Origin of the sequence: Burkholderia sp. Tr-20355, from assembly GCF_017104685.1 — a bacterium.
Taxonomy (GTDB): Bacteria; Pseudomonadota; Gammaproteobacteria; order Burkholderiales; family Burkholderiaceae; genus Burkholderia; species Burkholderia seminalis.
The window spans coordinates 1-12985 of the sequence record NZ_JAAGPK010000013.1 but is presented as its reverse complement, the minus strand read 5'-3'; the positions used below and the strand labels follow the sequence as shown (position 1 = coordinate 12985).

Sequence of the window (12985 nt, the reverse complement as noted above, 5' to 3'; positions counted from 1 at the left end):
GCACCGGGAAGGGCAGAAAGGCTGACAAATTCCTGACGGATCGAGTTGATATATTGTATCATCCGACGTTTTCGTCGCCGGTGGCCGGCGACGACATTCCACCCAGATCGATACGACGTGACGAAATCCGGAAACCATCTGGCGCGCGGGGAGCGGCACCATGCCGCGCAGCGCCGGAACGCGGGCGCCTGGCGCACATGCGCGGCGCGCGGCTGCACGACCCTGCTGGGCTGCGCGATGGCGACCTCCGGCGCGTTGGCCGCCGAAGCGGCCGCATCCGCACCGGACGAGCGGCATGTGCTGCCGGCGATCAACGTCAGTGCGCAACCCGTAGCGACCGACCCGCTGGCACAACCGCTCGAAACAGGCTCGCGGCTCGGGCTCGCGAGCCTCGATACGCCCGCGAGCGTCGAGACGGTCACGGCCGCCACGATCGACGCTCGCGGCGATCGCACGGTGCTCGACGCGGTCACGCGCGCGGCCGGCTTCGCGAGCGCGATGGCGCCCGGCAACGGCGGTACCGCGTTGAGCGTGCGCGGTTTCAGCGGGCAGGAATCGGTGATGACGCTGCTCGACGGCGTGCGGCTGATGCCGGCGGCCGGCACGATCACGTTTCCGTTCGATACGTGGTCGGCCGAGCGCATCGAGGTGCTGCGCGGCCCCGCGTCGGTGCTGTACGGCGAGGGCGCGATCGGCGGCGTCGTGAACGTCGTGCCGAAGCGGCCGCAGCGCACGCGCGAGACGACGCTGCAGGCGGGCATCGGCCTCGACGGCGCGAAGCGCGTCGCGTTCGATACGACGGGTGCGCTCGGCGCGCGGCTGTCTTACCGCTTCTATGCGAGCGACGCGCGCGCGAACGGCCTCGCCGAGCGGGCCGATACGCATACGACGGCGCTCGGCGGCGCACTGAAGCTCGACATGAGCCCGCGGCTCACGCTGACGCTCGACTACGACTACGGCCGCCAGATGCCGGCAACGTACTACGGCGTGCCGGCGCCGAACGGCGTGCTCGATCCATCGCTGCGCAAGCTCAACTACACCGTCGGCGATGCGACGATTTCGTACTACGACCAGTGGACGCGCCTGTCGGCCAGTTACCGGCCCGCGGCCGGCGTGACGATCGACAACCAGCTCTACTACCTGACGTCGAACCGCCACTGGCGCAACGCCGAATCGTACGCGCTCGATCCCGCGGCGGGGCGCGTCACGCGCGGCGACTATCTCGACATCGGCCACCACCAGCGGCAGATCGGCGACCGCCTGAGCGCGCGCGTCGACGGCACGCTGTTCGGCCGTGCGAACCGCTTCGTCGTCGGCACGGAGTTCAGCCGGATCACGTTCAGCGGCATCAACAACTCGCCGTACGGGGGCGAATCGACGGTGCCCGTGCACGGCTTCGACCCCGGCATCTTCACGAGCCCCGATCCGATCGTGCCGCAATTCAGCACGCGGGCGCGGCAGGCCGCGGTGTTCGCCGAGAACCGGCTCGAAGTGCTGCCGCGGCTCGCTTGGCTGAGCGGCGTGCGCTACGACCACATCGCCTTCAGCCGCGAACAGGCGGCGACCGGCGCGGGCTTCGACAAGCGCTTCGCGAACGTCGGCTGGCGCACCGGTTTCGTGTTCGAAGTCGCCCCGACCCTCAGCGCGTATGCGCAATACACGACGGGCGCGGAGGGGCTCGGCTCGCTCGTGACGTTGTCCGCGTCACAGGCGAACTACCGGCTCGCGACCGGCGAGCAGTGGGAGGCCGGGCTCAAGCAGACGCTGCTCGACGGCCGCGCATACTGGACGTTCGCCGTGTACGACATCACGAAGCGCAACCTGCTCAGCAGCGATCCGTTCCATCCGGCGCTGCGCCGGCAGGTTGGCCGGCAATCGTCGCGCGGCATCGAGTTGACGGGCGGTGCGCGGCTGCCGCAGGGCTGGACGATCGACGCGAACGTCGCGCTGCTGCGCGCGCGTTACGACGAATTCAACCAGACTGACGGCGGCGCGACGGTATCGCGGGCCGGCAACGTGCCGTCCAACGTGCCGCAGCAGACCGCGAACCTGTGGCTTGGCTGGGCGTTCGCCGAACGCTGGCAGGCGAATGCAGGCGTGCGCTACGTCGGCGCGACCTACGGCGACGATGCGAACCGCCTGCAGGTGCCGTCGTACACGGTGTTCGATGCATCGTTGCGCTGGCGGCCGACGTCGCGCACCGAGCTCGCGCTGTATCTGCGCAATCTCGCGAACCGCACGTACGCGGTGACGACGTCGAACGGCGGCGAGCAATGGCTGCTCGGCCCGTCGCGCTCGGCGGAGCTCGTCGCGACGATGCGTTTCTAGTGCGGCGCGACATGCGTCCCGTCACCCACATGCTCGACATCGAACGCGTGAGCTGGTCTCCCGGCGGCGCGATCGACGTGCTCGATTCGGTGACGCTGACGGTCGCCGAAGGCGAATTCGTCGGGCTGGTCGGCCCGAACGGCAGCGGCAAGACGAGCCTGCTGCGCTGCATATTCCGTTACGCGCGGCCCGATGCGGGCCGCGTTGCGCTCGAGGCGCAGGACGTCTGGCGCATGCGGCCGCGCGCGGTCGCGCAGCGCATCGCGGTGCTGCAGCAGGAGACGCCGGACGATTTCGGGCTGACGGTCGACGAACTGGTCGGCATGGGCCGTGCGCCGCACCAGCGGGCGTTCGACGCGGAGTCGGCCGACGATCGCCGGATCGTCGCATCCGCGCTCCGCGACGTCGGCCTCGTCGCGCGCCGCGCGCAACGCTTCGCCTCGCTGTCGGGCGGCGAGAAGCAGCGTGCGCTGCTGGCCCGCGCGCTCGCGCAGCAGCCCGAATTGCTGCTGCTCGACGAACCGACCAACCATCTCGACTTGCGTCACCAGCTCGAACTGCTCGCACGCGTGCGCCGCCTCGGCATCGCGACGCTCGCGACGATTCACGACCTCAATCTCGCGGCCGCGTACTGCGACCGGCTCCACGTGCTCGCGCATGGCCGGGTCGTCGCGTCCGGCACGCCGGGCGACGTGCTGACCGATGCGCTGCTGCGCGACGTATTCGGCGTCGCCGCGCTCGTCGATCGGCATCCTGTGTCGGGCCGGCCGCGCATCACGCCGCTTCATCCGGAATGACCGCCATGCCGTTTCCTTTGTCCTCCGTCGCACGCCGGCTGGTTGCCGCCGCCGCGCTCGGCTGCGCCGCCGCTCACGCGGGCGCCTATCCCGTCACCGTGCGCAGTTGCGAGCGCGACGTGACGTTCGAGCGTGCCCCGACGCGCGCGGTCAGCAACGACGTCAACCTGACCGAGATGATGCTCGTGCTCGGCCTGAAGGACCGGCTCGTCGGTTATACGGGCATCGGCGGCTGGAAGACGGGCACCGCCCGCGTGCGCGACGCGTTGCGCGGCGTGCCCGAGCTGGCGAGCCAGTATCCGTCGCTCGAGGTGCTGGCCGCCGCGCGCGCCGACTTCTATCTTGCGGGCTGGAACTACGGGATGCATGTCGGCGGCGCCGTGACGCCCGCGACGCTCGCACCGTTCGGCATTCGCACCTACGAACTGACCGAGTCGTGCTCGCACGTGATGAAGCAATCGGCCGCGTCGTTCGAGGACGTGTTCCGCGACCTGAACAATCTCGGCCGGATCTTCGGCGTCGACGCGCGTGCCGCGCAAGTCGTCGCCGCGATGCGTGCGCGTCTCGCGGCGGTGGCGCGCACGCTCGGGAAGCCGGCGCCGCTGCGCGTGTTCGTCTACGACAGCGGGACCGACAAGCCGATGACGGCGGGCGGGCTCGCGATGCCGACCGCGTTGCTGGCGGCGGCCGGTGCGCGCAACGTGATGGACGACCTGCCGCGCAGCTGGACGCAGGTGAGCTGGGAGAGTGTGGTCGCGCGCGATCCGCAGGCGATCGTGATCGTCGACTACTCGGCGGTGACGGCCGCGCAGAAGCAGCAGTTCCTGCTGAGCCAGCCGGCGCTCGCGCGCGTGGCGGCGATCCGCGACCGGCGCTTCGTCGTGATTCCGTACGATGCGGCGACACCGGGCCCCGAGAACGTCGCGGCCGTCGAGACGCTGGCGCGTGCGCTGTATCCGGCCGCGTTCGCCGGGCCGGCGCGATGAGCATGCGCGTCGTGCTGCCGGCGCTGGCCGTGCTGCTGATCGTGTCGATCGTCGTGTCGGCCGCATTCGGTCCGGCGCCGATCGCGATGGCGGCCGCGGTGCGGATCGTGGCCGCGCACCTCGCCTCGGCGTTCGGCGAGACTGGCGCGTTCGCGGCGAGCGCGGGCGACGACAGCATCGTGTGGCTGATCCGGATGCCGCGCGCGCTGCTGGCCGCGACCGTCGGGGCGACGCTGGCGGCGGTCGGCGTCGCGTTGCAGGCGGCGACCGCGAATCGTCTGGCCGATCCGCATCTGCTCGGCGTGAGCGCGGGCGCGATGCTCGGCGCCGTCGCGGTCACGGTGGTCGCCGGTGCGGCGTTCGGCCCGTTCACGTTGTCGGCCGCGGCGTTCGCTGGCGCGCTCGCGGCAACCGCATGCGTCGTCGCGCTCGCGCACCGGGCCGGCCGGCTCGAATCGGACCGGCTGTTGCTCGCGGGCGTGTCGGTGTCGTTCATGATGGCCGCATTCGGCAATCTGCTGCTGTATCTCGGCGACCAGCGCGCCGCATCGTCGGTGCTGTTCTGGATGCTCGGCGGCGTGGGGCTCGCACGCTGGGACCTGTTGCCGGTGCCGGCCGTGTGTGCGGTGCTTGCCGGCGGCGCGCTGTACGCGCGACGGCGCGAACTGAACGCGCTGATGTCGGGGGATGTCGCCGCGGCGTCGCTCGGCGTGCCGAGCGCGCGGATGCGGCGCGAGGTGTTCGTCGTCGCATCGTTCGCGACGGGCGCGATGGTCGCGGTGAGCGGTGCGATCGGCTTCGTCGGGCTCGTCACGCCGCATCTGTGCCGGCGCGTCGTCGGCGCCGAGCACGGTCGGCTGCTGCCGGTCGCCGCGCTGACGGGCGCGATCCTGCTCGTGTGGGCCGACGTCGCGGCCCGCACGCTGGCCGCGCCGGAGGATTTGCCGATCGGCATCGTGACGGCGCTGTTCGGCAGCCTGTTCTTCGTCGCGCTGCTGCGCCGCCGCTGAGCGGCGAGCAATCGGATCCGGTCGGGTGGCGGCGGGGCGGCGGCCCGCCGTGCCTGTCATCGCGACGGCGTGGCCGTGCGCTTGACGTCGCCGGGCGTGTCGGCGCGTGTATCGGTGCCCGTCATGTCGAAAAGGCTGTTCGCCAGTGTCAGCGCGGGCAGCGTGATCACGAAGCGTGCGCCGCCGAGCGGCGAATCCTCGAGCCGCACGTCGCCGCCGTGCACCTGCGCGACGCGCCGCACGATCGCGAGCCCGAGCCCGAAACCGCCGGTCTGTCGGTCGCGGCTGGAGTCGAGCCGCTGGAACGGTTCGAACACGCGCGCGCGTTCGGCGACCGGAATGCCGGGGCCGTCGTCGTCGACGCTGAGCACGAGTGCGCCGCTCGCGTCGCCGGCCGCGGCCAGCAGGACCTTGCGCGACGCATAACGCGCGCCGTTGCGGATCAGGTTCAGCAGCGCGCGGGCGACGAGCTTCGGATCGCACACGTGAGTCGCGGGCGCACCGAACGCCGATACGTCGAGCGTGATCCCGCGATCGGCGACGTCGTTCGCGACGTTCCCGGCGACGCTGTCGATCAGCGCGTCGACGACGATCTCCATCGGCGCGAGTTCGCTCGCCCCCTGTTCGAGGCGGCCGATCGTCAGCAGCTCGGTGACGAGCTCGTCGAGTTCGCGCACGTCGCGCCGCAGCGCATCGCGGCGCTCGCGCATCCGTCCGCTCTCGTCGGGTTCGGCGAGCAGGGCGAGCCCGAATTCGAGCCGCGCGAGCGGCGTCTTCAGTTCATGCGAGATGCCATGCATCATTTCGCGCTGCTGCTTGATCGACGCCTCGATGCGCTCGGCCATGTCGTTGAACTGCCGCGACAGCTCGTAGATGTTCGACTTCTTGCCCGCCAGCTTCACGCGCGTCGACAGCTTGCCGGCGCCGAACGCGCGCGCGGCATCCTGCAGCCGCCGAATGTCGCGCCAGTGATAGTGAATCCACAGCACGACCGCAAACAGCGCCGCGAGCGCGAGCAGCAGGTACGCATAGATCCGGATGTCGAGATCCGGCGGCTCGATCGGGCGCGCATGCAGCACCGAGCCATCCGCGAGCGGCATGTAGTAATCCTTGCCGTTGTAGCTGATCGCGATCCTGCCGGCATCGAGATCGCGCAGCGGTGCGCCGCTCAGTTGCGCGCGCGCGTCGGCCATCGACATGAAGCCGAACCCTTCGTTGCCGTGCAGCGCGAGTTCGCGCAGTGCAAGCTCGCGCTGCGCGCCCGGATGGCGCTCCAGGTAGTCGTTCAGCACGAACGAATAGGTCGTCAGCGAATCGCGCTGCGCCTGCGCGACGCGCTCGTAGAAGATCCGGTCGAACGCCAGCTGGATGAACATGATCGACGCGGCGACGCACACGATCACGATGAGGTACAGCCTGATCAACGGGCGCAGCATTTATTCGTCCCACGCGGAAGGGCTGAACAGATAACCGCGACCCCAGATCGTCTTGATCTTGTGCGGCTCCGATGACGCATCCTCGAAGCGGCGGCGCAGCTTCGAGATACCCGAGTCGACCGAGCGGTCGAGCCCGTCGAATTCGATCCCGCGCAACTGCTTCAGGATGTCGTCGCGGCTCAGCACGGTGCCGGCCGCGCGCGCGAGGATCAGCAGCAGGTTGAATTCGGCCGTCTTCAGGTCGACCGGCTCGCCGCGCCACGTGACGGTGCGGTTCGGCGGCGAGATCGTCAGTTCGCCGAACACGATCGCCTCCGGCGCGGCGACGGGCGCTTCGGCCGCGGCCGTTTGCGCGCGGCGCAGCAGCGCACGGGCGCGCGCGACGAGCACGCGCGGCTCGATCGGCTTCGTCACGTAGTCGTCGGCGCCGGTCTCAAGGCCCGCAACCTGGTCGTAGACGTCGGCGCGCGCGGTCAGGATCAGCACGGGGACGTTGGTGAACGCGCGGATGCGCCGGCAGACTTCCATCCCGTCGAGGTTCGGCAGCATCAGGTCGAGGATCACGAGGGCCGGCTGGTGCTCGCGCACGGCCGCGACGGCAAGGTCGCCGCGCCGCACGACCGTCACCGCGAATTCGTAGCCGTCGAGGTATTCGCGGACGAGCTGCGCGAGACGGTCGTCGTCCTCGATCAGCAGCACACGGTATTTGAGCGGGTCTTCGTTCATGGTCTCCTCGGGATGCGCGCGCCATCTCGCACCCGGCAGGCTGATGGGCGGCGCGGCACGCGAATTCTATCCGGCGTACGGGAGGGCGGGGGAGCGGGGCGACAATCTCGAACAATCGAACACAATTGAGCACAGATTCTCCGCACATTCAGGACAGTCGCGGCGCAAGGCCGCACCTAGACTTCGGGCTCCGTCACTCTTATCTCAATATTGTGCGCCCCCTACTCCGCCGCTATCGTTATTGCATGCCGCTCGCCGGCCTGACCCTCGCCGCCGCCGCCCACGCGGAAAACCAGTATTCGCTGTCGCTCGGCGGCGGCTTCGCGCCACGCTACGCGGGCAGCAACCAGTATCGCGGCGTCGTCGCACCGTCGTTCTCCGCGACGTTCGGCAACGGCTTCTTTATCGACAGCACCGAGGGCGCGGGCTACAAGCTGAACCTGCCGCACGGCGTGTTCGTGTCGGCGGCCGTGAGCTACGACGCGGGCCGCGCGGACGAGAACCGCTTCGACCTGCCGGGCTCCGACTACCTGAAGGGCATGGGCCGGATTCCGGGCTCGGTGCTCGTCGGCGTGCGCGCGGGCGTGACGCTCTTCGACGCGGCCGAACTGAGCGTCGCGATCGATACACCGGTGACGCACACGTCGCGCGGCGTGTCGGGGCACGTGGATCTCGCGGTGCCGGTGCTCAAGACGTCGCAGCACGAGATCATCGTGACGGGCACCGTGCACGCGGGCTCGGGACGTTACATGCAGACGTTCTACGGCGTGACCGATGCCCAGTCGATGACGAGCCGGTTCCGGCCGTATTCGACGAGCGGCGGGATCGACAGCGCGTCGATGGCGCTCGCGTGGAACTGGACGCTGTCGCGGCACTGGTCGGTGCTCGCGACCGGCGGCGTGACGCGGCTGCTCGGCCGCTACGGCGACAGTCCGATCGTCCAGTCGCGCAGCAACTACTACGGGATGGCGGGCGTGACCTACACGTTCTGATCGGGCCGGCGCGACATGCGCGACCGGGCGCGCATCCCGGATGCGCGCGCCTTCGCGCCGGTCAGCGTGCGGTAACATGCAGGCGGCTTCGGCACCGGGCCGAAGCCGCCGAAGCCGCGATACCGGCGCGCCGCATCGGCGCGGCCGGTTGGGCGCGGGACCGGTCAAGCATGCAACGCCCGGCCGGCGACGAACGCCGCCCATGTTTCGCCGGGCGCGAAAGGGAGAAACCGATGAAGAAGACGATCGCGATGATGACGGCGCTGGTTGCGGGCGCAACGTTTGCGGGATGTGCGGACATGAACACGAAGGTCTCGAGCGCAAGCGGCGCGCCGGCCGGTGCGCAGCAGGCATGCAAGGCGGACGCGGGGCAGGACGACGCGCTGGTCGGCAAGACCGAGGCCGATGCGGCGGCGCAACTGGACGGCTGCCTGTGGCGCGTGCTCGAGCGCGACGGCAAGTCGCTGCCGGGCACGATGGATTACCGGCAGGAGCGCCGCAATCTCGGCATTCGCGACGGGAAAGTGATCTGGGTCCGGCGCGGGTGATGTGACGGTGCCGGCGTGACGCGCTACCCGTGCGATCGGGGGCGCGTCACTTCGAGATGTACCACAGCGCATCCGTACTGACGCGCGAAGGCTGGGCGGCCGGTGCCTGGGCCGGCGCGGGCGGCGGCGTGTTCGACGTGATGGCCGTCGGCAGCGTGGCGGGAAGGTTCGCCGTCGATGGCGAGGCGGCCGTCGATCCCGACGTCGACGGCGTATCCAGATACCACAGCGCATCGGCCGAAGCCGTGCGTTTCGACGCCGCTCCCGCTGCCGGATTCGTGGCGGTACCGGCGGACTTCTTCGAAGCGGCGGCCGCGCCCGCCGTACCGGCCTGCGCGGTCATGGCCGCGCTCCCGGCTGCCCCACGCTGCGCACGCGCCTCGAACGGCCCGAGCTGGAAGATTAACGTTTGCGCGGGACGGGTCAGGACGGCATACGGAAACTGCAGCTCCCACGACATCAGCACGCGCCCGCTCGACGTCTCGGTGAAGATCGCCGGCACGTGCTTCATGTCGCTGAACTGCACGTAGATCCGCGCGCCGTCGTCGAATACCTGGGTCGGCTTGGCCTGGTCCGCGCCCGTGACCGTCCAGCCGAAGTTGTACGTGCCGGCCGGGCCGGCCGGGCCGGCGGGGCCGCCCTGCGGCGGCGGCGGAGCCGGCGAGACCGTGCGCGGGCGCGTGACCGGCGGCGCCGACACGCTCAGGCTCGCGAACGGGTTGTACGCCTGTGCCTGTTGCGGCGGCGTGAAGGAGGGGGGCAGGATAGGCATGGGGGTATCCGGCGAATCCGGCATGGTTCGGATTGCATCATAGACCTTGCGCGCATACGCGAGGCGCTTGTCGGGCGACGCGGAGTTGTACGCGCCGATCGCGTTCCAGTTGGGGCCGAGCTGGCGGATGTTCTGCGACAGGATCCACGCGCCGACATACGCGTTCGTGCACGCATCGAACAGGCTTTCCCGCGTGATGCCCTCGCGCGCGAGCGTCGGCAGCCACGTGCTGTTGATCTGCATCAGCCCGATGTCGACCGTGCCGTTCGTATTGGTGTTGACGGCGTTCGGATTCATTCCCGATTCTACCTGCGCGATGCCGCGCATCAGGCTGACGCTCACGTGCTGGAACGCGGCCGCATCGTCGAGGCAATCGGCCTGCGCGACACCCTGCACCGCGCACGACAGCGCGATCGTCGAGGCGATTTTCAGCGTTTCGCGGCTGATCGGACGGATGGTATGACGCGGCATGGCAGGTTGGGGCGGAATCCGGGCGCCCGGTGCAAGGAAATGACGTGAGACGCGAAGTGTGCCATAGCGGGCGGGCAAATGGCTCGCGTCAAACTTTCCTTTGCATTTGCGCACGCGTTCGCCACGCATTTTTATCGCGTCGGATCACGCGGCGCGACGACATCCGACCGGTAAAAATGGCCGGATTTCCGGTGAATGCCGGTGCGACGGCGGCGATTGAAACCTGACGCACGACGTCAGCCGTCTCGTGTGCGCCGTATCGAATTGCGTGAAAGGATTTCACCGGGCCATCCCTGTCCGGCTCGAATTCGAATAAAAGCGGAAAAACAACGGCGGCCGAAGCCGCCGTTCACGTCCCGCGGCTTCGACCGGCCGCATCGCGTGCGACCGGTCGCTTCCCATCAGAAGCGGTGACGCAGGCCGAGGTTGACCATCGTCTGCGAGCTGGTGCCCGCATAGCCGTACGAACCGATCGACGCCTGCGCGGCCATCGAGCCGCCCTGGCCGTCGCCGGTCTGGCCGCTCGCATGCTGGTAGGCGGCGGTCAGGTAGACGTCGGTGCGCTTCGACAGGTTGTAGTCGGCGCCGGCCGATACCTGGTGATAGGTGGCCGACGTGTCGCCGCCCGAGCGCGTGTAGCTGTAGCCGACGCCGACGAGCAGCGCGTTCGTCGCCTGGTAGTTCACAAAGCCTTGCCCGGTGTTGTAGTGCTCGTTCGAGCCGAACACCGAGCTGGCGTCGCGGCGGTATTGCGCGTTGCTGTAGCCGAGGCCGAACGTGAAGGGCCCGGCGACGTACTGGCCCGCGATGCGCGCGATGCCGAGCGAGTGGGCGCTCGCGTAGCCGCTGTTGATCGGGCCGTCGAAGGTGCCGTCCGACGAGCTGGTCCAGCCGCTGCGCAGGCCGTTCGACGCGGGGCTGTTGGTCGCGTGGAAGTAGCCGCCCGCGACGCTGAACGGTCCGTTGTTGTACGACACGGCGGCCGAATACGACTGCGCGGCGCCGGTGCTGCCCGCGATGCCGCCGAACGAGTACATCGCCGCGAACTGCAGGCCCGCATAGACGGCGGACGTGTACTTCACCGCGTTGTCGACCCGGAAGCTGTTGTCGTAGTTGTCGACGTCGCCCGGCGTCGCGAACACACTGCCGAGATAGTTGTCGGCGGTGATGCCCTGCACGAGATCGACGAGCGGGTCGTACTGGCGGCCGAACGTGAGCGTGCCGTAGCGGTCGCTCGTCAGGCCGACGAATGCCTGCCGGCCGAACATGCGGCCGCCCTGGCCCTGACGGCCGTTGCTCGGGTCGAAGCCGTTCTCGAGCTGGAACAGCGCCTTGAGGCCGCCGCCGAGATCCTCGGTGCCTTTCACGCCGAAGCGGCTGCCGGCCAGGTTGCCCGCGCTGCTGTTGCCGAGCATCCACGCGTTGTCCTTGCCCTGCGCGTGGTTCACGTAGGTGATCGACGTGTCGATCACGCCGTACAGCGTGACGCTCGATTGCGCATGTGCGACGGGTATCGCCGCGAACGACGCGACGGAAATCAGCGAGAGGGTCGTGCGTTTCATTTCATCTCCTTGCGCATGGGCGGCTTGTGTTCGTGATCCGGAATGGCAGGAGACTACCGAGCCGCAATGGAACGGCAAAAACGAAATTCTCCGTTGTGGTCTGACGCAGACAGGGGTGTTCTTCGAAATGCACCGTTGAGGGATTTGGATTATTGAGAATCTCGTATCAATGCGTTGACGTTTCGTGATTTCGCCATTGCGTTTTGCGTCTCCCGCGACAATGCCGGGCAATCGAACGGGGAATCGCGGCGATTCGAATATTGTTATTGATCCGTCAAATAATTATTGAATGAATTGAATGGGCCGGACCGCAATGCGTGTGTTAAGGACAAGTCGCCCGCGGCCGGCGACGGCAGCGCGGCTTCGCTACCTGGCGCGACCCGATCGCCGCCGTGCGCATCGAAACCGCGGCCGCAGGCTTGCTTTTGTATATAATAATCATTCTCATTTACAGAATCGTTGACGCCCGCGCACCCCGGAACCCGGCCATGTCCGCTGACAAGCTGTCTCTCCATCGAGAAATCGACGCCCTTTATGCCGGCCACCATGCGTGGCTGCGCGGCTGGCTGAGCCGGAAGCTCGGTTGCGCGCATCGCGCGGCCGATCTGGCGCACGACACGTTCATGCGCCTGCTCGCACGCGACGAGCCGATCGGCGCCGACGAGCCGCGCGCGTTCCTGACGACGGTCGCGCAGCGCGTGCTGAGCAATCACTGGCGGCGCGAGCAGATCGAGCGCGCGTATCTCGACGTGCTGGCGCAGCGCCCCGAAGCGCATGCGCCGTCGCCGGAGGAGCGGGCCGTCGTGCTCGAGACGCTGCTCGAAATCGACCAGCTGCTCGACGGCCTGCCGCTCGCGGCGAAGCGTGCGTTTCTGCTCGCGCAACTCGACGGCCTTACCCAGGCCGAGATCGCGCGCGAACTCGGCGTGTCGCTCGCGACGGTGAAGCGCCATCTCGTGAAGGCCGGCACGCAGTGCTTCTTCGCGATGGCGGCCTGACCGATGGCCGTGCCACGCGCACCGGCGGTGCCACGCGCACCGGCGGTGCCGCCGCACGTCGCACGCCGCGCGGTCGAATGGTGGGCCGACCGGCAGTCCGGCCGCGCCGACGAGGCGTTTGACGCCGCGCTCGCGCGCTGGCGCGCCGAGGATCCGGCGCATGAAGCGGCATGGCGTCATATCGAGACGATGCAGGGTCGTTTCGGCCGCCCCGCGGCCGGGCTCGACGCGCAGGCCGCGCATGCGGCGCTGCTGCCGCCGCGTGAGATCGGAAGGGCGGCGGGTAGGGGAAGAGTGGTAAGGGGAGTGTAGTTTTGGGTGGTGGCCGGAGCTGTAAGAAGAAAAAAAGAGAGGTGGTA

11 protein-coding genes and 1 pseudogene are annotated in these 12985 nt (G+C 68.9%); 8 read left to right on the top strand and 4 right to left on the bottom strand.

The features are described 5' to 3' along the window. Nucleotides 1-237 precede the first annotated feature (237 nt). From G3N62_RS05160 to G3N62_RS05145, 4 genes are read left to right on the top strand one after another with little or no spacing between them, the layout of a single operon-like run. Nucleotides 238-2328, top strand: a complete 2091-nt coding sequence (locus G3N62_RS05160; protein WP_124669868.1) for a TonB-dependent receptor — start codon at nucleotides 238-240, stop codon at nucleotides 2326-2328. 11 nt (nucleotides 2329-2339) lie between these two features. Beyond that, the gene (locus G3N62_RS05155) at nucleotides 2340-3125 is read left to right on the top strand and encodes an ABC transporter ATP-binding protein (RefSeq protein ID WP_124669789.1); all 786 of its coding nucleotides are present in this window, start codon (nucleotides 2340-2342) and stop codon (nucleotides 3123-3125) included. Then, nucleotides 3122-4111, top strand: a complete 990-nt coding sequence (locus G3N62_RS05150) for an ABC transporter substrate-binding protein (protein WP_034186704.1) — start codon at nucleotides 3122-3124, stop codon at nucleotides 4109-4111. The genes G3N62_RS05155 and G3N62_RS05150 overlap by 4 nt, the downstream gene beginning before the upstream one ends. A 2-nt stretch (nucleotides 4112-4113) precedes the next feature. Then, nucleotides 4114-5121, top strand: a complete 1008-nt coding sequence (locus G3N62_RS05145) for an iron ABC transporter permease (RefSeq protein ID WP_034186705.1) — start codon at nucleotides 4114-4116, stop codon at nucleotides 5119-5121. A gap of 56 nt (nucleotides 5122-5177) precedes the next feature. Here G3N62_RS05145 and G3N62_RS05140 read toward each other — a convergent pair whose 3' ends face one another. Next, complete coding sequence (locus G3N62_RS05140) at nucleotides 5178-6557, bottom strand: ATP-binding protein (RefSeq protein ID WP_241012853.1); 1380 nt, start codon at nucleotides 6555-6557, stop codon at nucleotides 5178-5180. Further along, complete coding sequence (locus G3N62_RS05135; RefSeq protein WP_059557031.1) at nucleotides 6558-7283, bottom strand: response regulator; 726 nt, start codon at nucleotides 7281-7283, stop codon at nucleotides 6558-6560. It lies immediately after the preceding gene. 245 nt (nucleotides 7284-7528) lie between these two features. On the opposite strand from G3N62_RS05135, the gene G3N62_RS05130 reads away from it, so the two are divergent. Then, nucleotides 7529-8275: a MipA/OmpV family protein gene (locus G3N62_RS05130; protein WP_034186708.1), complete on the top strand. Its 747-nt coding sequence runs from the start codon at nucleotides 7529-7531 to the stop codon at nucleotides 8273-8275. A 233-nt stretch (nucleotides 8276-8508) separates the two neighbouring features. Continuing rightward, complete coding sequence (locus G3N62_RS05125) at nucleotides 8509-8823, top strand: hypothetical protein (RefSeq protein WP_124669788.1); 315 nt, start codon at nucleotides 8509-8511, stop codon at nucleotides 8821-8823. Between the two features lie 46 nt (nucleotides 8824-8869). Here the strand turns inward: G3N62_RS05125 and G3N62_RS05120 are convergent, their stop codons facing one another. Then, on the bottom strand, nucleotides 8870-10066 hold the full coding sequence (locus tag G3N62_RS05120) for a transglycosylase SLT domain-containing protein (RefSeq protein WP_124669787.1): 1197 nt from the start codon (nucleotides 10064-10066) through the stop codon (nucleotides 8870-8872). Between the two features lie 401 nt (nucleotides 10067-10467). Further along, a complete protein-coding gene (locus tag G3N62_RS05115) occupies nucleotides 10468-11628 on the bottom strand; it encodes a porin (protein WP_124669786.1) in 1161 nt (386 codons plus the stop codon). 488 nt (nucleotides 11629-12116) lie between these two features. On the opposite strand from G3N62_RS05115, the gene G3N62_RS05110 reads away from it, so the two are divergent. Both G3N62_RS05110 and G3N62_RS05105 read left to right on the top strand, forming a co-directional pair. Next, the gene (locus tag G3N62_RS05110) at nucleotides 12117-12626 is read left to right on the top strand and encodes a sigma-70 family RNA polymerase sigma factor (protein ID WP_034186712.1); all 510 of its coding nucleotides are present in this window, start codon (nucleotides 12117-12119) and stop codon (nucleotides 12624-12626) included. Between the two features lie 3 nt (nucleotides 12627-12629). Then, nucleotides 12630-12890 (top strand): annotated as a pseudogene (locus G3N62_RS05105) (DUF4880 domain-containing protein); the annotation flags it as partial. Between the last annotated feature and the right edge of the window lie 95 nt (nucleotides 12891-12985).

Bases quoted from the DNA above. Each gene is read 5' to 3' on its own strand.
- G3N62_RS05120 (WP_124669787.1), bottom strand. From the start codon at position 10,066: ATGCCGCGTCATACCATCCGTCCGATCAGCCGCGAAACGCTGAAAATC.
- G3N62_RS05155 (WP_124669789.1), top strand. From the start codon at position 2,340: ATGCGTCCCGTCACCCACATGCTCGACATCGAACGCGTGAGCTGGTCT.
- G3N62_RS05130 (WP_034186708.1), top strand. From the start codon at position 7,529: ATGCCGCTCGCCGGCCTGACCCTCGCCGCCGCCGCCCACGCGGAAAAC.
- G3N62_RS05115 (WP_124669786.1), bottom strand. From the start codon at position 11,628: ATGAAACGCACGACCCTCTCGCTGATTTCCGTCGCGTCGTTCGCGGCG.
- G3N62_RS05125 (WP_124669788.1), top strand. From the start codon at position 8,509: ATGAAGAAGACGATCGCGATGATGACGGCGCTGGTTGCGGGCGCAACG.
- G3N62_RS05145 (WP_034186705.1), top strand. From the start codon at position 4,114: ATGCGCGTCGTGCTGCCGGCGCTGGCCGTGCTGCTGATCGTGTCGATC.
- G3N62_RS05110 (WP_034186712.1), top strand. From the start codon at position 12,117: ATGTCCGCTGACAAGCTGTCTCTCCATCGAGAAATCGACGCCCTTTAT.
- G3N62_RS05150 (WP_034186704.1), top strand. From the start codon at position 3,122: ATGACCGCCATGCCGTTTCCTTTGTCCTCCGTCGCACGCCGGCTGGTT.
- G3N62_RS05135 (WP_059557031.1), bottom strand. From the start codon at position 7,283: ATGAACGAAGACCCGCTCAAATACCGTGTGCTGCTGATCGAGGACGAC.
- G3N62_RS05140 (WP_241012853.1), bottom strand. From the start codon at position 6,557: ATGCTGCGCCCGTTGATCAGGCTGTACCTCATCGTGATCGTGTGCGTC.
- G3N62_RS05160 (WP_124669868.1), top strand. From the start codon at position 238: ATGGCGACCTCCGGCGCGTTGGCCGCCGAAGCGGCCGCATCCGCACCG.